Annotated in this window: 12 protein-coding genes and 1 pseudogene; 5 read left to right on the top strand and 8 right to left on the bottom strand. The window is 45.4% G+C overall.

Annotated elements, in window-relative coordinates; genetic code table 11:
* Positions 1 to 115: 115 nt before the first annotated feature.
* The 3 genes from QUB52_RS18685 to QUB52_RS18675 form a co-directional block, all read right to left on the bottom strand.
* Positions 116 to 346, bottom strand: coding sequence for an antitoxin (locus tag QUB52_RS18685; protein ID WP_332974169.1), 231 nt, complete (start codon positions 344 to 346; stop codon positions 116 to 118).
* An 83-nt stretch (positions 347 to 429) separates the two neighbouring features.
* Complete coding sequence (locus QUB52_RS18680) at positions 430 to 669, bottom strand: hypothetical protein (protein ID WP_332974168.1); 240 nt, start codon at positions 667 to 669, stop codon at positions 430 to 432.
* 19 nt (positions 670 to 688) lie between these two features.
* Positions 689 to 5176 (bottom strand): NACHT domain-containing protein, encoded by a 4488-nt coding sequence (locus QUB52_RS18675; protein ID WP_332974167.1) that lies wholly within the window; start codon positions 5174 to 5176, stop codon positions 689 to 691.
* A 507-nt stretch (positions 5177 to 5683) separates the two neighbouring features.
* Here QUB52_RS18675 and QUB52_RS18670 point away from each other — a divergent pair.
* The gene (locus QUB52_RS18670; RefSeq protein ID WP_242717026.1) at positions 5684 to 6040 is read left to right on the top strand and encodes a hypothetical protein; all 357 of its coding nucleotides are present in this window, start codon (positions 5684 to 5686) and stop codon (positions 6038 to 6040) included.
* 176 nt (positions 6041 to 6216) lie between these two features.
* On the opposite strand, the gene QUB52_RS18665 is transcribed toward QUB52_RS18670, so the two are convergent.
* The 3 genes from QUB52_RS18665 to QUB52_RS18655 form a co-directional block, all read right to left on the bottom strand.
* On the bottom strand, positions 6217 to 7185 hold the full coding sequence (locus QUB52_RS18665) for a YegS/Rv2252/BmrU family lipid kinase (RefSeq protein WP_332968095.1): 969 nt from the start codon (positions 7183 to 7185) through the stop codon (positions 6217 to 6219).
* A gap of 185 nt (positions 7186 to 7370) precedes the next feature.
* Positions 7371 to 8099, bottom strand: a complete 729-nt coding sequence (locus QUB52_RS18660) for a DUF3891 family protein (protein ID WP_265234494.1) — start codon at positions 8097 to 8099, stop codon at positions 7371 to 7373.
* Positions 8100 to 8234: 135 nt separating this feature from the next.
* Positions 8235 to 9788 (bottom strand): metallophosphoesterase, encoded by a 1554-nt coding sequence (locus QUB52_RS18655; protein ID WP_332974166.1) that lies wholly within the window; start codon positions 9786 to 9788, stop codon positions 8235 to 8237.
* Between the two features lie 490 nt (positions 9789 to 10278).
* On the opposite strand from QUB52_RS18655, the gene QUB52_RS18650 reads away from it, so the two are divergent.
* Positions 10279 to 11664, top strand: a complete 1386-nt coding sequence (locus QUB52_RS18650; RefSeq protein WP_332968093.1) for a hypothetical protein — start codon at positions 10279 to 10281, stop codon at positions 11662 to 11664.
* A gap of 302 nt (positions 11665 to 11966) precedes the next feature.
* On the opposite strand, the gene QUB52_RS18645 is transcribed toward QUB52_RS18650, so the two are convergent.
* Complete coding sequence (locus tag QUB52_RS18645; RefSeq protein ID WP_265234491.1) at positions 11967 to 12809, bottom strand: hypothetical protein; 843 nt, start codon at positions 12807 to 12809, stop codon at positions 11967 to 11969.
* An 812-nt stretch (positions 12810 to 13621) separates the two neighbouring features.
* On the opposite strand from QUB52_RS18645, the pseudogene QUB52_RS18640 reads away from it, so the two are divergent.
* Positions 13622 to 14041: pseudogene (locus QUB52_RS18640) on the top strand (transposase); the annotation flags it as partial.
* Positions 14042 to 14221: 180 nt separating this feature from the next.
* Here the strand turns inward: QUB52_RS18640 and QUB52_RS18635 are convergent.
* Positions 14222 to 14620: a DUF4342 domain-containing protein gene (locus QUB52_RS18635; protein WP_265234490.1), complete on the bottom strand. Its 399-nt coding sequence runs from the start codon at positions 14618 to 14620 to the stop codon at positions 14222 to 14224.
* A gap of 529 nt (positions 14621 to 15149) precedes the next feature.
* Here QUB52_RS18635 and QUB52_RS18630 point away from each other — a divergent pair.
* Together QUB52_RS18630 and QUB52_RS18625 are read left to right on the top strand one after the other, a co-directional pair.
* On the top strand, positions 15150 to 17969 hold the full coding sequence (locus QUB52_RS18630; protein WP_265234488.1) for an AAA-like domain-containing protein: 2820 nt from the start codon (positions 15150 to 15152) through the stop codon (positions 17967 to 17969).
* Positions 17970 to 18428: 459 nt separating this feature from the next.
* A complete protein-coding gene (locus tag QUB52_RS18625; RefSeq protein ID WP_265234487.1) occupies positions 18429 to 19889 on the top strand; it encodes a sensor histidine kinase in 1461 nt (486 codons plus the stop codon).
* The last annotated feature ends 22 nt before the right edge of the window (positions 19890 to 19911 follow it).

Below are 19911 nucleotides of genomic sequence, written 5' to 3'. Positions count from 1 at the left end.
ATTGATTATCAAATGGGAACGCAAAATTAAAAACAAGGGTAATGCTTGTATCACAGTTTAAATGTACAACAGCTTATAACGATGTAGATGCAGATGTTAGTATCTAGTAAAAATCTCATTCACAAGCCTCTCTCGTCTCCAAGGACAACTGCTCCCTGACTAGCATAAAGTCGTCGGAGAACATATTCAAACTATCAAAAAAAGTTTTCCAAGGGTTTTCTTTGGAGATTAGGACAAGAACATCTCCTATTTTTTTGACATACACTTCATTTCCGGCAAAATGAAATTCTTTTGGTAATATGACTGTCTGGTAGTCATCCGCGATCGATAATTTAGCAGTATTCATTGTTTTGCCTCCTGGTGGTTCAATTTATATTTTAGATTGACCGTCCACTTGCTCCCATTAAATTGTAGCAGAGGATGGTAGGTTTAGTTGTCCCATGAGTTTCTTTCTTCTTCTAGTTCCCGGTCAATTTCTTCAACAGTTCTGGAAACATGACGGCTGCGGATTTCTGTAAGCAATTCCAACACCTTACGCCGCCCGCCTTGCGGCTTTTCTGGTATAATCACAAACACTTCTACTTCTTCACCCACAGATCCAGGAGGCACTTGAATTTCAAGTTTATTTCCTGCAAGAACTTTAGTTGTAATCCGTATTGCTGACTGCATACTTCCTCCTTTGCGATGATTAATTCTCAACAGCCCCTAAAGCTTTGAGCGTCGCTTTCTCAACTTCCGTTAAACCAGTAACCCCAGTAATATTCATGTTTTCATAAGGTCTGTCACTTTTGAGTATTTTGAGGCACTCACCAGTCTCAATCTCCCAAATCATAATTGTGCCATCGCGACTGCAAGTAGCAATCAATGTATCATCATAATTGAAGGCAAATGAGTTAATTCTACTGGTATGACATTGCAAAATTTTTAGACATTCACCTGTACGAATATTCCATAATCTTACCGTTTTATCCACACTTCCACTAGCCACTAACTCACCCGAATAACTAAAGGCAACTGAACGTATCCAATCAGTATGCCCGTGAAAAATATTGAGGCATTCACCGCTGTTGATATCCCATAGTCTTACTGTTTGATCCGCACTTCCACTGGCAAGTATTTCACCGTTATGGCTAAAGGCGATCGCGCGCGCCCAACCGGTATGCCCCTGCAAGATTTGGAGGCATTCACCAGTATGGATATCCCACAGCCTCAGCGTTCCGTCATAACCTGTACTGGCAAATATCTCGCCCAAAGGACTGAAGGCAACCGAGTATAATGAACTGTTATGCCCCTGACAGGTTTTGAGGCATTCACCAGTGTTGACATCCCACAGCCTCACCGTTTGGTCATAACTACCACTGGCAAGTATTTCACCCGAAGGACTAAAGGCGATCGACCGTACTTCTTTTCCACTCTCTAGCAAAATATTGAGGCATTCACCAGTGTTGACATCCCACAGCCTCAGCGTTTGGTCATAGCTACCGCTAGCAAGTATTTCACCGTTTGGATGGAAGGCAACTAAGTGTACCCGATCGAGATGACCCTGCAAGATTTGGAGGCATTCACCAGTGTTGACATCCCACAGCCTGACTGTTTGTTCGTCCTCGCCGCTGGCAAGAATTTCACCGTTTGGACTAAAGGCTACTGACCTTACTTGAGTGCTATGCCCTTGCAACGTATTCAAGCATTCACCAGTGTTGACATCCCACAGCCTCAGCGTTTGGTCATAACTACCGCTAACAAGTATTTCACCAGCAGGATGGAAAGCCACTGACCCTACTTGATTACAATGGCCTTGCAAAGTATTCAAGCATTCACCAGTGCGAATATCCCACAGTTTCGCTGTTTGATCGTAACTTCCACTTGCGAGTATTTCGTCATTTGGACTGAAGGCTACTGACCGTACTTGACCCAAATGTCCCTCCAAAGTTTTGAGACATTCACCGCTACCGATATTCCACAGCCTCACTGTTTTGTCGCCGCTTCCACTAGCCAGCATCTCACCAGCAGAATTGAAAGCCACTGAAAACACATTTTTAGTATGACCTTGCAAAGTTTTGACACATTCACCAGTACCGATATTCCACAGCCTCACTGTTTTGTCGCCGCTTCCACTAGCAAGTATTTCACCAGCAGGATGGAAAACAACTGAAAGTACAACTTTAGTATGGTTTTGCAAAATTTTGCAGCATTCACCCGTGCGGATATCCCATAACCTTACCGTGCCATCGAAACTCCCACTAGCGAGTATATTTCCCTTATGATTGAACGTGACAAACATTACTGATTCGGTATGTCCCTGCAACACTTTTAAACATTCACCAGTATTGACATCCCATAACTTGATTGTTTTGTCATAACTCCCGCTAGCAACTACCGAACCGTCTGGACTGAAGGCGACAGACTCCACGATGTTGGTATGTCCTTTACAGGTCAATATTTCTCTTTGACTGCTAAATTCCCACAAGCGAACTACGCCATCACTATCACCTGTAGCTAACAGTTTGCCATCAGGATTAAATATTACTGATCGAACGCTACCGAAGATTTTAGTAAAAGCAGAATTAGCTAAATTTGCTTCAGCAAAATTGACGTGACGCAGCGTCGCATTTGTAAAATCAGCACCTAAAATAACTGCACGAGAAAGGTCTTTTGTTTCTAACGCAGTGCGATCGATTTTCACCAACAGCGTCGCCGCATTCCCTCCCACATAACCTACCTCACTTTCAGTTTTTCCCCGCGTTGCTTCCAGAATTTCCAGTAGGGGCGACTTCTCTAAAGCCCCCCTTAACAAGGGGGGAGAAATTGCATCCAACATCGGCAACAACAAATCCATCACTGCTTTTGTCAGCGGCGCGTGTCCGAAACTTTGAAGAAGTTGTCCTAAATCTTCCGCCGCAAATCCTTTCAAAGGCGCGATAAGTTCATTCTGATTTCTCTTCTGGGCTTGCAGCCGACAATAATTAGACCAAGTGTATTCTTGAGGCGCTGCATCAGGATTGACACAAGACTGTTCGGGCGCAACTAATTCGGCAAAATCTGCGGCCAAAACTCCCAATTCCGCTGCAAATTTATAAGCGACAAAAAACTCTAATAACGAACGGTGCGCCGGAGTATAATCCCCATCGGCATTGCGAATCAGCATCGTTTGACTCATCATGTCGTAGTGCCAGTGGTCTAAGTCTTTTTCCTCTTGCACGATGGAACCAAACAAGCTGCGAATGCGATCGGGAAAACCGCGATAATTGATACTCATTTGGTTGGTTGACAGCATTTCCCAAGACAGTTCGCACAAAAAGTAAAGCTTATCTGCTAACGAAGTAAAGGTGCGTTCTGCTTTGATATCTCTCTCTATCTTCCGCCGCACCGCATACAGATAAATCCGCGACATATCTACTGGTTTTCCTGCTTCAATATCGGGCAATGCTTCCAAAATTAACTCGGTCATCACCGGGCGACGCGCTAAATCCAATAGCTGCGGGTTTTTCATCACTTTTTCGACAGTTGCGGCTTCTGTTTGAAATGACAGCGCTTGCCCAATTTGTTCGTCGTTAAATTTCTCTAATTCTAAGACTTCAAATTGGGGAGTTTCGCCTGTTAAAATGGTTGTTGATGCTTGCAGTTCTGCATTGAACAATGCCCGTCCTTCCTTGCCTTCAGGAAAGTGTTCGGTACGGCAAGTGAGGATGACTTTTGCGCCGGGAACCACGGCTTTTGCTAGTTCCCAGAAGTTATTGATGGTTTCTTGCCGATCGCACTTAGCGGCCATTTCATCAAAACCATCGAAAATCAACAGAAATTTACCCATGCGATTGAGTTGTTCAAAGGCCGAATAACCCGCCAGAGGTATCTCGTGTTTCCGAAAGAAAAACTCGGAAAATAGCGACTCCACACTAACGGCTTTAGCGTAATCTCGCAAAGGAATTACTAACGGCAAACGCGGACGTTCTAAGCCCCGCTTTTGAGCATCTCGGTAGCGTTGCAGTGCCATCCAAGCATAGTGCATGGCAAACCAAGTTTTCCCCGTCCCAAATTCTCCTAAAACAGAAATATGTTCTTTTACGGGGTCATCTAACCACAGGTCAATATAACCTTCAATCCAGCCATCTCGCCCGTCATAATGACTCACGCCTATCTTGCGGTGAGTATCGGGGTCAATTTCTTCTTTCGTACAAGCTAGCGGCACATATTTGGTATCAATTTCTCGGCTGGTAATTTCTGTTTCTAGCCAATCCAGATAAGCGGTAAAATCGGCATCTTGGTCGAGTAATTCATCAAAAGTATAGCAAGCTAGATCGCGATTTTCTGGTTTATCTACTTCATCCCGCGCGGCGCGACTGATGCGGCGGGCGGTGACTAACCATCCTTCATCGGTGCGCTGTTTTTCCACCGACTCGCGCAGGGCTAAGATATCCCTGAGTCCAGCTTCTCCGGCAATTCCGCGCACTAAAATGCGATCGTACCGATTGCGTCTGACGGGAACATTGATAATCCATTCAAAATAGTTATCTTCCCAAATTTCATATTTCTCAAACCGATAACTTAATGTTTCAAACCAACCTCGAACTTGTTGCGATAGAATAAAAACTTTAGACTTTTGAATATTGCTTGATTCGGCTGCGGGAAGTGCGGGATAATCTTCAGCTTCCAGTCGTGCAAATTCGGTGCGAATTCCTTCGAGAGTGGGGAGGCGTTCGATGCGATCCATTACCATAGATAGGCGTTTTTGCAAAGAGGCGAGTGCATTTCCCACCATCACATCACCCAGCGTCCGCGTCCGCTTTGCTACTTCCATAAACACGGCCGCAAACGCCATGAATTCCCGTTGGGGGTCAATGCCTAAATCTCGCATTTCTTTGCCTAAAGCACTCTCATTCAGATAGTCATCGCCAGCTTTAATTAAAATAGCTGGGCTATCGGACTCGAAAGCTTTGCGAAATGCTGATTCAATCTCTTTTTGGCGAAACAGTTCTAAAATCTGCTTGGGTTTGCCAGCGCCGTATTCTACTAAAGTATAAACATAGACTCCCGCGAAATCGGCTGGCGGAGCATCGGGGTCGAGGTTAAATCTTTTTAATAATTTGATGACTGTTTCGTTGCGCTGAAACTTGTCTTTGACGGTGCCGAAGGGAATCGCTGTCAGGAGACTGATAACTAAGTCGAGACTAATTAGCATAATTTAGGCTTTCCTGTTTATCGGTGGGAATCATTCTCGAATCTCAAAATCGCAAATTGCTTTCATTCTATGTTAACGCATTAGCCAACTGTCGCGCACCGACAGTCCGAGATTTGCGATATTCCAATAATCCGACAGAGGTTGAAACCCCTGTCTCATAGCGAAAGTCCTCTCAAGAGGACTCTGGAATCATATTTTATTTAGTTATTTGATTCAACCCAGATAATGAATAATATCAAACCTGTTAACATCGTAATTCTTCATATCTCTCCGATCTTTCTCTGTGTTCTCTGCGCTCTCTGTGGTTAAAAAAATCCGATCCAACCGAAATGGATATGATACCGTTGAACTCTTACATCAAATATTAGCATATTTCACTAAATATGACAACTATAAAACAGAGAAATAGCCGACATATTTTATAGTAAAATCATCTCTGATATTAGTTGTTATCTCATGTTTAAAAAAGTTAAAATATAGATAACTAACAAATAAAACTTGCTATCTATGAAAATACAATCATCAGTCTTAGTCCACCTCGGATTTGGTAAATATGTACGATCCGATCGCGTAACAGCAGTAATCCCAATAGAAGAAGAACGGGGCCCTGGTCGGCGCACGTTCGTGCACGTAGACGGAGAAGCAGACCCGATCGTGGCTTCCCGCGCAGAAGATACGATCGTTCGCGATTTGGTGCAAGAACCGCGCGAAATAACTCAAGCTCGCCAGCAACAAGAAATCCTCCAAGATTTGCTGGCAGATTTGAGCAACGTTAACGTCACCGTGCGCCGCATCAGCCGCGATGAAGGTGGACTTGATCTCGAACTTTTGGAACGCCGGATTCGCCAAATCTTAGAGGCATAAAAAGAAAAGACCGCGCGGGCGGTCTTTCTGGTTGTTTATATCTCTTGCAAAAGTCCTTTAAATCAAATGTTGGAACGGGCAAGATGCCCGTTCCACAAAATTATTTTTTCTGTGGAACGGGCATCTTGCCTGTTCCTACCTATTTTTGCAAGAAGTCTTTTGTGCCACAGAAAACTTTAAGTTAAGGGTTTCATTGTAACTTCGATGTCCCCTAAACCTGTGAGTTTTTCCACCAGTGGCTCTACTTCAACTCGCGGTACAAAAATAGTTAAAGCTCCCGGAATGCACTCAATAGAGAGTGGAGTCATGCCGAATAGTTCCCCATCTACCACCACTTTTTGAGCAGGATCGGCAGTGATTTTTACTTTTTTGGCGCGCAAATAACCGATATCGTCGCTATCGGTAGGATTGCCACTCAAAGCTGTTTGTAATAGGTGATAAGAGGCTGCGATCGCCCCAGCTTTATTCTGAGGTGCAACCAGTGTCACGTCCAGCAAGCCGTCATCAAAAATAATCCCCGCCGGCCCTTGTGCTAAAATGGAAGTAGGCGGCGCTGCATTAGCTACTGTCACAGCCACAGCAGTAAGGGTGATAATTTTATCTTCGGTTTCGATTTCGGCTTCAAATCTTTCTAAATTGTTTAACTGTTGAATTCCTGACAGAATGTACGCCAGCATTCCCCAGCGAGTCTTCATGTCGCGATCGGCTAATTCGACAGTTTCCGCCTCAAAACCCACTCCCGCTAGCAAAACCATCGGCATTTCACCGTTGCAAATCGCCGCATCCACCACCCGCGTCAATCCTCCCAAAATATTTGCGCAGGCGGTTTCAATTGTATTGGGAATCTCTAAAGCATTCGCAAAAGCATTCGCAGTTCCCCGCGAAATAATTCCTAAAGGAATATTTGTGCTGACAATCGCACCAGCAACCGCTGATAATGTGCCGTCGCCCCCGGAAGCAATAATTGCCTCAACTCCTCTAGCAACTGCTTCGTGGGCGAGTTGATCTGCGTCTATTTCTGGGGTTGTCAACCGAATATCTAAGTCAATAAACGGCTCTAAAAGTTCCCGGATTCTAGCTAAGTCTTGCTCTGGGTTGCTGTTGCCGGCGACGGGATTAAAAATTAGGCACGCTGAACGTTTCATAGGTAGTAATTGGTGATTGGTGATTGGTAATTGGTATTTGATAATTGGTAATTGGTGAAATTACGTCTGGTCGAACGACAACAATCAATTTGGTTTGTAGTGAGGACTTCAGTCCTTATTTTTCTAAGGACTGAAGTCCTCACTACGAACCGGGAACAGTGCAGTATTTCTGCTATTTGGTTTAATTAAGACTTAACAAAAGTCCACTCTAACATTTTTTTCGGAGCGTTTTGCAGCGCTTCCTTGATTTCCTGGTTGCTGTCGAACTTGACTTTATCCAAATGGCACGCTTCCACGTTGACAGTAAATTTATCGTCTTCAAAAGGCCAAGGAGTTACAGTCACCAGTTCGTTGCTGTGCTGTAGAATATCGTAGCGCTTTCCGTCGGGGCCGACACTAATTTCTAAAGCCCGTTCTCCGGCGGGTAACTCGCCGCTGCAAAGAATTAATGATAGCCGATCGCACCACTGGAAAAAAGCATAAGCTGATTGGGCTTCTTCCTTAGAAATCTTCATCTCCTCGCGCCACTTTTTTTGGTTGGCCAGTTGTTCGTCCAAAAATTCGTCGAGCTCCTTCGACTCTCCCCGCTTTCCTTCGTTCAGATAGCTCATGTGCATAGAAATCAGCATTGCTACCCACCGCCCGCGATATAGGGAATTCTCCGTCAATCCTCGCATTTTGGGCACAGAAGTTTCCGTGCTCAAGGTAAAATCTAAGGGCGCGCCCGCTTCAGTCAAGATATGTTCTTCCCACTCTTTCTCTAAATCGTCGTGGTGAGAAATCGCGGCTATGGTTTCGTAGAGGCGAACCGGAGATTTCGAGCGCTTCCACTGTCCGCCCAGTTGGGCGGCCAGCAAAGCATGGGCGCGGTGATAAATAATTTCCCAGCCGGTAGCGGTTAAGTTAGCAATCATTGAATTTTTCTCCTGAATTAAGTTGAGTGCAAAAATTGAAGATTTCCGCGTTTGAGACAGAATCTTTAGAGTTTCAAACTAAGGAATTAAGCCGTTTGCTTCGGCAAAACCCCATCCTGACGGCAATCTCATTCGTTAAATCACAAAAGGTTCGATCGCGATTTCCTGCCATTTCCCCTCAAATCGTTCGACAACCAAAGGTGTGACTCGGAACTTGGGGGGAGTCCCGTCAAGAACATCAATCCGCAAACACGAATAAGGACGGCGTTTGTGGGAACCTTGACCGCTGCGGCCGACAAATAGCAAAGATTCCGCTACCCGCCGGCCGGCTGTTTTGACACCCAGTTCGCGCCCCAATCGATAAGCTTCAGGAGTTGATGGTTCCTCCAACACCGGGCCTTCTGGGCGCTGGCGGCGCAGGCTGTGACCGCTTCCCCCGCAAACAATCCAATTAATGCCGGAGTCGCCATGTCCAGTATCCCCAGTCTTCAGGTGTTCCAAACAGTGGGCGTGGCCCGTTAGCACTAAATCTACTAGGGCACGCCCGCCCGCCTCTTTCCCAACTGCATCAGCCACCGCGTCGAGTACCTCGCGCAAACGCAACCGCACCGCCAAAGTTTGAGCTTGATTCCACTTTGTCGCCTCGGTCACGTAGGGGGGATGGTGCAAGTAAATTACTCGCCCACGCACCTCAGAATCACGCCAAGATGCAATCAGCCTTTGTTTGAGCCATTCGAGCTGTTCCACGTCGGTGGCTGTTTTGTCGGGGGACAGTTGTTTGTCAATATCAATCAGGATTTCGTCAAGTTGCTCTAATTTGGCGGCCAAGTCGTCTAGCTGTTCGGCTTCTGAAGGAATTTCGGGGTTTAGCCGATCGCACATTTCGAGCATTGCCAATTTTTCTTGTTCCAACTGCTGGCGCTCGATTTCTAAATTTTGGCGGCGAATGTCGCCCTGTTTGGTTTTCGGGATCGGTAAGGGTTCGTTGAAAGTATTGGAGTCGAGGGCGAAGAAGTCGATGCCGCCGCTGCGGAACGTGTAATAGCGGTTTGGTAAGCGGGTAAAGCGTCCTGGTTGGTAGCGGATGCAGCGGCCTGTGCTGGTGCTGGCGGTGTAGTGGGCGTCTAGGTGGCGATCGAGTTCTCCCGGCAATTTGTGAGCTTTCAGGTAGTCGAGAAATGCTTTAGCATAGGCATTGCCGCGATCGGAACCGTGCCAGCCAACATCGAGATCCAATTTGGAACCCAACAGCTTCCGCAGCGGATACGCTGTTGCCGACAGCAAGCCGTAGACTATGGGCAAGTCGTAATAGTCGTGGTTTCCTGGTACTGGCAAAAACGGAAAATTGAACACCATGCGATCGTAAGCAATCCGAGAAGGATGTTCGCCACCGACGATAAATTCTCGGTAGGGGCGAATAAAGTTTTGCAAGTAGTATTCGCTGGAACCTACTAGATAAACTACATCCCCTGTGTGGAGTGCGAAACGGCAAGTTTCCCGCTGCGAGAGCATTTGTTCGGCAATTTGCCGCTGGGGGTTGTGGCCGCGGTGGTTGCCCGTGCCGCTGTCGCCTAGAACTAAAAACGAAAACTCTGGGGAGTCTGTTGTTCGATCGTCCAAAACCATCCGAGTTTGGTCGATTCCCCGATCGACGATCGCCTGTTCTTGCCACCGCACCCGCTCGTTCATTTTGCGGATTTTGACTATTATCCGCGGATCGGACACGAATTTCACGCCGCCTAGTCTCCCAAATTGCTCAGTTCCTTGTTAATCATAGTGCAGCGATCGATCGACTTTTTACATCTCTCTAAAAGCTGAAAATCTATCTGGGGAAAGCGTGCGGGGGCTAAGAACTCGGTTTCTGCTTGCCCAGGAGCCGATCGACCCCTGTTGATCCGAGAAATCGTTTTTTTTGAGATTTAGCCAGCTTGCGGTTCTTGACTAACCGCTACAATCTACTGTTATTGATGATACAAATTGCTTTTGTTGCGGGAATCGCCACAAATTTTTAATTCTGAATTCTCCCCAATCGGTCTCTCCCTCTCTTCCTATCTTCCCCCCCGATCGTACTGCTCACTATCTGCAATTTTTGAGTCAGGAGTGATGGCACGATCGCAGCACCTTTTGATACCATGCAATCAAGTCCAAGACGATCAGGGAATGTAGTGGAGGTGCGTAAATGGAGCTTTTCGGAGAACAAAAACGGTGTCTGGATGCTTTGGTAGCGTCGATCGAGCAATTGGGAGGTCGAGCAGACATTCCGAAGCTCGAACAGATAGCTGAGTTAATCATTCAAACGATGAGAGGGCCTTGGCGCTACTTTCACACGTCGGAACACATTTTTGAGGTCGGGGGGTCAGTCGATCCGATCGAGGTGCTGGCTGCGCTATTTCACGACCTTGTGTACGTGCAAGTCGATCAGGGCGTAAGTTTCAATATCAGCAGCGCCCTTTGTCCTTTTGTCAAAGAAGTGCGATCGCAGTTAGTGATTAGAGATGAAACCGAACTGCCCGACGATACCATGTATCACCTTGTGGCCAGTGTCTTTGGGTTTGTTCCCGGTAAAACTCTCTCTCCCTTTGCCGGTCAAAACGAATTTTTGAGCGCCGTGATTGCTGCCAAATCTTTAGAGCCTTTTTTGCCAGCTAGTACGATCGCCGAAATCTCCGCCTGCATCGAAGCTACTATTCCTTTTCGTCCGCTTTCGCCCTCCGGCTTCAGTGCGATCGAACTTTTGTACCAGCGGTTAGTAAATGTAAATCGCGATTTTGATTTTGGATGGACTGATGCCGAAACTGTAGAAATTGTCAAGCGTTCTGTGAGGCTATCAAATCGGGATGTAGAGAATTTTGCCTCTCCAAATTCCTCTAATTTCTTAGACAATACCTGGAACTTGATGCCGGAAACTAATCACGAATTGAGCAATGTCAATTCCTATACTGTTGGCGGATACCGCAAATCTCTGCAAAAAATGGAAGGATTTTTAAACTTCCTCAAACCAGAACTGGTTTTCCAGCAATTTATGCAAGAGCCGGACGATGAAACCTACACTTACATGATTGCCCAAACACGAAAAAATATCGCCGCTGCCAAACTTTATCTAGGAATAAAACTAATTACCATCGCCATCTTAGAAGCTCTTTCCTACCGTTTGGGCCGCGACATTCCCCTTTCAACAATGATGGGAGAATTGCGCGCACCAGGATTTAAAACATCAGTTTTAGAGGATTATTTGCCCAACCGACCAATCGCCTACCCCTTAGAAAGTCAGTTGGAAAAAGAGGTTTTAGATTTGTTAGCAATAGGACGCAATCAAGAATCTCCCTATGATATTAAAAACTCGCCCGTAGCTACCTTTATTATCAAATCTATCGGCTTTGCTGAAACTGAAAATTTCCTGAAGAAAGCTCAAGACTTTTTTGCAGAGCGTATTTCGTCGGAAGAGTTTCTGTCTTACTGCGCTCCTGATGTCATCGAAACCATCTCTTCGGGAGTTATGAAACTCTTTGACAGCAGGAAGATGGCTTTAGGAAAAGTTAAGTTAGCTCACCAAGCTGTTTCTTAGCATAGGTTGGCAGAATCTTAAAAAGTTTTCCATTGCACAAACCTGGTTCCTTGAGTTCAGCCACGATGTCCGGTTAGTCTGAGATGTTGTATCATTCTCGCTTAACAGGCTTTCGGGCCTGTTCCACAAAGAATAAGTTTTCTTGTGGGGAGTAGGGGTTGGGCAGGAGATCCCGCCCATAGCAGGCTGATTGACAATGGTGCAATATCTCAGTTTAAACCATAAAAAAAAGTCCTATTCAAAGGACTTTAGCTATGAGTCTGGGGTTTGAACCCCAGAAGGACTAATTCGACATCCAACTTCTATTTCTGTGAACCAGCCGCACCCTCTGCGCCGGAGTTGCTATCAGGTGCAGCAGTACCCGTAGGATTAGAATCAGTCTGGCTTTCCGTATTAGTTTTGCCGCTAGTACCTGCTCCAGAAGCGCCATCATTTGGAGTTGGAGATGGAGTAGCTGAACTCTCAGGTGCTGGAGTTGCTGGAGTGGAAGCTGGCTCCTTCTGCGAATTCGGAACCGTAGTATTAGTATTATTTGACGGCGAAGATGGAGACGGCGCTGCTTGCTGAGCGGGTGCATCTTGCTGCTGTGAATTTGGAGCCGTAATATTGGTATTGGGAGCCGGATTTGCTTGAGGAGTCGGAGTTGCGTTTTGAGCTGGACTTGGTTGAGGAGCAGGCGTAGCCTTTTGAACTGGAGATGGTTCAACCGGAACCGGAACACTCTTTTCAATGATCGTTTTTTCTCTCTCTATAATCCGAGTCGGAGCAGGTGTTGCTGAAGGCTGATTCGCTTTCGGTACAACAATCACAGGAGCAGGAGTAGGAGTAGGAGCCTCCTCACCCCGATTGAAGTAATATACACTGCCCAGAACTAAGCCTGCCAAAGAAGCAAGAAGAATCCCTAACAGTAACCCGCGACCTGCATTCTCATTATCGCGGACTTCTTGGACTCCAGCTTGGCGGTGGTTTTCCGCGATTTGACCCTGTACATAACCTTGATCATGAGCTGCTTCTTTAGAAGCCTTCCCCGTTGTACTCGGAACACTTGTAGTAGTTCGTGTTGTACTGACATGACCGTTAGTTGCATCGGTGTGAACTTCTTGATGAATTTCACGGTTAGAGCTATTTTCTTCGTTAGGTTTCATAAAAAAACTCGGTAAGTGGGAAACTCAGAGACTTTAGTCCTGAGAGGAAAACAACCCGGCGGTTTAAACCGCCTTGAATCTTTCCATTACCGCCTTGGGATTGCTTAGCGGGAGTGTACTTTTGTGGTGTACTTTCGATGGGACAATTACCATCTCAAGCCTTGCAATCCTGTACGCATAATGTTTGGCATTTCTACCTCTCCCTTGCGGGGTGATGTTCGCTTCGCCAATGTTATTAGGGCTTGTTAGGGGCTAGTAGCACTGTCTCAGTGACTTTAAGACTGTTTAACCACTAGCGATAGGGCGGAAAACTAGCGTCGCATTCTCCGGTATCGTGACCCAGATAACGTAGTCAGTTAAGACTTAGGCTGGTCAGAATAGCTTGCTTCAACTTTCGTCTTACAAGCTCAGTGGCTTTAGCCCTGAGTTCCTGACAATTATCTTCGTCACAACTATTCAAAAAATATTTGTCTGTAGGAGATGCTTATGTTTGAAAACTTGAGCATCTCCTGTTCAGCATTTAAACCACTTATTCCGATTCACTGTCAAGAATCAGGTGTAAGCGTTGGGTGTTTGGCTCATACCAGTTTAAATGCTTAACAGCTTTCAGCTTAGGGAGTTTAGAGAACTTTTGGTTTTTCCTTCATTTGTATCCAATCTAACTCGCCAAGGTAGTAACCAGGCTCTACCCCTAGAGTGATTGTCGGAGTCCCCAAAGGAATAGAATTAGCCGGACTTGAACAAAAGAATACGGGCTAATTGAGTTATTTATAATGCTTGCTCTGCAAGCATATAAGCTTAAAAAATGAGCAATGAAAGAGACAACCCCTGCCGCGGTGCCCCCTGCTTTGATCAATTTTGTCAAAGATTTGACGATATCTGTGGTCATCAAGCCCAAAAACGGGAGTTTAGGAACTATTTAGGCGGAGTATTGAGAAAAAATAAGCGAAAAAAACTGTCGCAGATGGCTGGAAAAGCCGTCGGAGTAACTTACCGCAAATTACACCATTTTTTAACGGCAGCGCCTTGGTCATTTAGTGAAATGAATCAATGTCGGCTGGAGGTAATGAATCAGTGTCACCAAAGCAAGATTAGTCGAGGATTTAGCCTGATCAGAGATAATTCATGGCACCCTTAAAAGTGGCAACTTTACTGCCGGAGTGGGAAGACAATACATCAGAGAAATCGGGCAAAAAAAGAAGGGAATAGTAACAGTTACTAGCCATCTATTTATCAAGCCAGTTTGGGCTTGAAATTTGTTTAAGTCCGGTTAGATAACCACAATTAAGTTTTTAGCAGCAATAAAGGCAAGTTTTTTCTCATCCATCAAGAGAGTACGATCGTACTCACTACCAACAAGCTTTATTGCAGGAAATTAACCGGACATCAGCATTACTGACAACTGAGGTTTTTTAATCTTTTCTTTCAATGATGATGGTCATGTGAGCGACTAATGCACCGATCGCGCCTACTGCTGCAATCACTGGAAACAAAGCCGCACCGATCACTCCGCCGACTACTCCCACCGTCAGAGGAACTTCTACCAAGATCCGTCCTTCTTCATTTTTGATAATGATGCGGCGGATATTGCCTTCGTGAATCAACTCTTTAACTTTAGCAACCAAATCCTCGCCGTTAATCTTCAACTCCTCAACGCTAACTTTGTCCTGAGTATAAGCAGGCGTTTCTAAAGGAGTCGTTTCAAAGTTAACATCAGTAGCTTTTTGGCCCGAAACTGTTCCAGATACAGGTATTGATTCGAGTTCTCTTGTCCCGACTGGTTCTTGTTCGCGATCTGTAGGTGTGTCCATTTTTTGTTCTCCTTTTAGGTAAAAGTATTTATGTATATAATTACCTAGTAAAGATAACACACAAGTTTTTGTCGATAAATCATTCTTTTGGGTGATATTGCTGCTGGTGCTGTCATGATCTTCTATCTTAATTTTTGACGGCTCGATTTCCCCTCTCCCCTTCTTCCCTTGTGCCAATACGCGAACTGTCTACTTCTGAGCCTCGCACCGCTTCACCCTTAACAAACCTCCGATCGCGACAGCCACAGGATTAGAGCTAATTTCACGCCTGGAGATATTCAGACTCAACAGATGTACAGGTTGAAATACTGACATTGTACTGAAAGTGCGATCGCCCCACCGTCTATAGAGTTAACACATCTAGTTCGGCAAACCGCACATGGAAACCCTCGCTTACTTTCCTCAACAGTCATTTTTATTCAACTCAGTGCGATCGCCCCACAAAACCCGGCCCCCCGAGGTTCCTCCCATGAACATCTTAGAGTTTCTAATGAGAATTGCTTAAAATAAAGGGGAAGCAGAAGTAATTATGATCGAAATATTATCGCAACAAAACCAATTATCTCAAATTGAAGTTGAGCTTGGGGCAAAGTCCGCTAAAATAGAATTACTTCCTTCTGCTTCCCCTTTATTTCCCGTGTCCGATTTGCCAGCGACAGAATTTGAATATCAAGTTGGCGGCAGTTTGCAGGCGAATGCTCTTACCTACGTCACCAGATCAGCAGATAGCGAACTTTACGACTCGTTAAAAGCAGGCGATTTTTGCTACGTGCTCACCTCCCGACAAATGGGAAAATCGAGTCTGCGGGTGCAAACAGCGCGCCGCTTGCAAGCAGAAAATATTGCCTGCGGCATTGTTGACATCACAGGAATTGGCACGGCCCAAATAACTCCGGTGCAATGGTATGCGGGCTTTACAGCCACTCTTGCCAACAGCTTTAAAATTAAAATGAATGTCAGGACTTGGTGGCGCGATCGAGAACACTTGCCGCCAGTCGTTAGATTAAATGAATTTATCGAACAAGTATTGCTTCCTGCGAGCGATCGCAATATCGTAATTTTTATCGACGAAATTGACAGCATTCTCTCCCTGAACTTCTCCAGCGACGACTTTTTTGCCTGGATACGCGGCTGCTACAACAAACGTGCCGAAAATCCCCAATACAACCGCCTAACTTTTGCCTTATTTGGAGTTGCGACTCCTCAAGATTTAATCTCTGACCAAACCAGAACTCCGTTTAATATCGGCCGCGCCATTGAACTCAAAGGATTCGATCTTACCGAAGCCGCACCTTTAGCCAGAGGATGGCCAGAAAAAATCGACAATTCCCAAGAAATTCTCAAAGAAATCTTAGCATGGACGGGAGGACAGCCATTTCTCACTCAAAAACTTTGTCAATTAACTGCTCAGAAGTTAGCAGCACAAACCAGCAGCAACTGCAATAGCCCAGCCAACTGTCAATTATTCATTGCTGAATTAGTGCAGTTAAGCGCATTGGAAAACTGGGAATTTCAAGACGAACCGGAACATCTCAAGACAATTCGCGATCGCCTTCTGAGAAATCCCCAGCGCACCGGCCGTTTGCTAGGAATTTACCAACAAATCTTAGCCGATCTGACTCTTCCGAACAGCCCAAAAAATTCAGCAGAAGAGTTAATTTGTCAAGATAATTTTTCAAAAGACAGTTCCGAGAAAATGGAACTGTTACTGTCAGGTTTAATCGTCAAATACGCAGGTAAACTGAGAGTATTTAACCCGATTTATGCCTCTGTTTTTAACCGAGAATGGATACAGCAAGAATTAGCAAAGCTCCTGCCTTACTCCGAGTCGATCTGCGCTTGGGAAGCCTCCAACCACACCGACACTTCCCGCTTGCTGCAAGGCAGAGCTCTCGCAGAAGCGTTAACCTGGGCGGCAGACAAAAGTTTGGGCGATCGCGATTATCAATTCCTATCAGCTAGCCAAGAACTAGAAAATCTGGAAATTCAAAGAGCTTTGGAACTAGAGAAAGTAGCTTCGCAAATATTAACCGAAGCAAATTTAGTCTTGAGTAAAGCTCAGCAAAAAGCCAAGCGAACAGTCCAATTTAGTTTGTTGGGACTCGCTGCAATTTCCGCAATCTCTGCTAGCGTCCTCCTGCACGCGCAGCGAGTTGCCCAAAAAGCTGAAAATCAAAAAAAACAAGCGATAATTACCTACATTGAAGCACTCAACTCTACCGCCGATATTTCCCTAAGCTACGATCAGCTAGGAGCTTTAATCGCAGCAGTCAGCGCGGGCAAAAAATTGCGAGAAATAGAAGTTTACCCAGCGCTCAAAACACAGACAGTAAATATACTGCACCGAACTCTAAATGCAGTCAGAGAACGTAATCGTTTGTCTAACGGACACACGGCTAATTTCAGCCCGGATGGTAAGTTAATTGTGAGTGCAGGTGACAAATTTCTGGTGAAAATTTATCAGCCTAACGGCAAGTTAATTTTGAGTTTACATGGACACACTGAGTCAATTACTGAGGTGGTTTTTAGTCCAGACAGTCAGTTAATTGCTTCTACAAGTTTTGATAAAACTGTCATAATTTGGCGCAGCGACGGAACTTTGCAGCAAATCTTGAAAGGACACCAAGATTTAGTTTGGAGCGCGAGTTTTAGCCCCAAGTCTCAACTAATTGCTACTGCTAGTTCCGATCGCACTATTAAGATTTGGAGTGTAGGTGGCGTTTTGCTGCACACTTTAAAAGGACATACTAGACCAGTTACATCAGTCAGGTTCAGTCCCGATGGTAATCTGTTGGCTTCCACCAGTCAAGATCGAACTGTCAAGCTTTGGAAACGCACCGGGAAAACACAGTTTCAACTTGAGAAAACTCTTTTGGGACACAAAGATGAAGTGTGGGGATGCAATTTCTCGCCAGACGGTGAGATGATTGCTTCAGCGAGTCACGATTGGAAGGTGAAACTTTGGAATACTGACGGCAAGTTGCTGAAAACTCTCGACGATTCTACAGCAGGTTTGGGTAGTGTCAGTTGGAGTGCAGACAGCAAGTTGCTCGCAGGGGGCAGCACGGATGGGAAGGTGAGACTTTGGCGGCGCGACGGTACTTTGCTGCAAACTTTTAGGGCGCATCAAGCGGATGTGTGGAGTGTGAGTTTTAGTGCCGATCGCACAACTTTAGCATCTGCCGGGAAAGATTCGTCGGTGAAGCTTTGGAGTCTCGATGCTGCTAAAGTAGAAGCTGCCGAACTTGACAAACTGCTCGCAGTCGGCTGTCGCTGGCTCGGAGACTACCTGCAATACAATCCGCGTGTTGAGAGCGATCGGCATTTGTGCGAAACCACTGATAATTGATATTTCTTGGCAATTCCCCGTAACTGATTTTACATGAATTGTCGCAGCGGGCGATCGGCTCCATATTTGTCGCTAGTTTTGTCTGATTGTCATATAATTTTAGGTAAGGGGTCATAGCAAATGTAGTGGCACTGGCCGCGGATGTCTATCAATCTGAACTAAATTAATGTTATCAAACATTAAAGGTAGTTATCACTACAATATTCTGATTAGTAGAATCTTGGATCGATTAAAATTTAGTAAATACTCAGGTATCACAGGGGTGACTGCTGTCAACCGATTATATCGTTTATGACGGTATTCGCATGATTTAAGGTACAAAAAATTGTGCTTAATCTATTGGATTGAAGAACAGAGAGTAGGGTTGATTGCCAAGCGAAAATAGAGGTTGAAATCGCAGTGTAAATTAGGCATACTCCAGCAGCCAACCGCAACTACCAATTACCAAAGGAGGGAGCAGTGTATGAAACTGATGGGTTGAGTCCCCTGAAATCGCCGCTCGGTTTGCGATCGACTCTAGAGGAATTAACTCTGTACAATTTTCTCCTAGAGTCAGAATGTCTGGGTGGCGAAGTTGCTAAAATTTTTCAAGCTAATCCTTTACTTCCCGGCATCATCATTACTGAGAAAGGAAAGTTTACAGGGATGATTTCGCGCAGGCGTTTTTTTGAACACATGAGTCGTCCCTACAGCTTGGAGTTATTTTCTCAACAGCCTTTGTTGATTCTCTACCGCTTTACTAAAACTGATATTTTGGTTCTCGATCGCAAAACCCCAATTATGAAGGCAGTGCGGCAGTCTCTAGAGCGATCGCCAGAACTGATCCATGAACCCATTGTAGTGCAGGTAGAGCCGGACAATTACCAACTTTTAGACGTGCACCAACTGCTGCTTTCTCAGTTGCAGATTCACGAGTTGTCAACAGTGGCGATGCGGGAATCCCAAGCACAGTTGAGGTATCAAGCCCAACAACTCGAACTTGCCCTGTTGGAACTTCAGCGCACTCAAACCCAACTAATTCAAACAGAGAAAATGTCTTCTTTGGGGCAGTTAGTAGCAGGAGTCGCTCACGAAATTAACAATCCGATCGGCTTTATCTACAGCAATTTGCACCACGCTAAAGAGTATACGCAAGGTTTAATGCGGATACTCGAACTCTACCAGCAGCACTGTCCAGAAGCCCTCGCATCAATTGAAGCCGAATCAGAAACAATCGAACTCGATTATTTGCTGGAAGACTTGCCTAAAGTCTTTAATTCCATGCAGCAAGGTGCAGAAAGGGTGCGTGACATCGTTTTGTCGCTGCGGAATTTTTGCAGGTTAGACGAAGCTGAAATGAAGCAGGTCAACATCCACGACGGTATCAACAACACGATTATGCTTTTGCAAAGCCAGCTTAAAGGGAAACCAGGGCAGGAGGCGATCGCAATTCACAAAGAATACAGCGACTTGCCGCTGGTGCAGTGCTATCCCGGACAGCTAAATCAGGTATTTATGAATATTTTAGTTAATGCAATTTACGCTCTTCTTGAGTGGAACAAACACGAAAATGTCGATGGAAAAAGCCTGAATAATTCGCAAGCAGGCGAGAAAAATGATTCCCTTGCAAATAGTCGTCAGATGCCTGCGATTCGGATTCGCACTGAGTTAATCGAGGGAAAAAAGGTAATAATTAGGATTTATGACAACGGCCCGGGGATGACAGAAGATGTTCGGAAGCGGTTGTTTGACCCTTTCTTTACTACTAAGCCTGTCGGCCAAGGAACGGGTTTGGGACTCTCGATTAGCTATGAAATTGTTGTCAACCAACACGGCGGTGAGTTGAAGTGCTTGTCGGAACCGGGAAAAGGAACAGAATTTGCGATCGAGATTCCACTTCAACAGTTTTCCCCAGCACATATGTTACCTCGCTTTGCGTGACTGCTGTTCGCGAGCTATATGA

Origin of the sequence: Microcoleus sp. A6-C6, from assembly GCF_036705955.1 — a bacterium.
Taxonomy (GTDB): domain Bacteria; phylum Cyanobacteriota; class Cyanobacteriia; order Cyanobacteriales; family Microcoleaceae; genus Microcoleus.
This window is presented reverse-complemented; position numbering and strand designations above follow the sequence as displayed.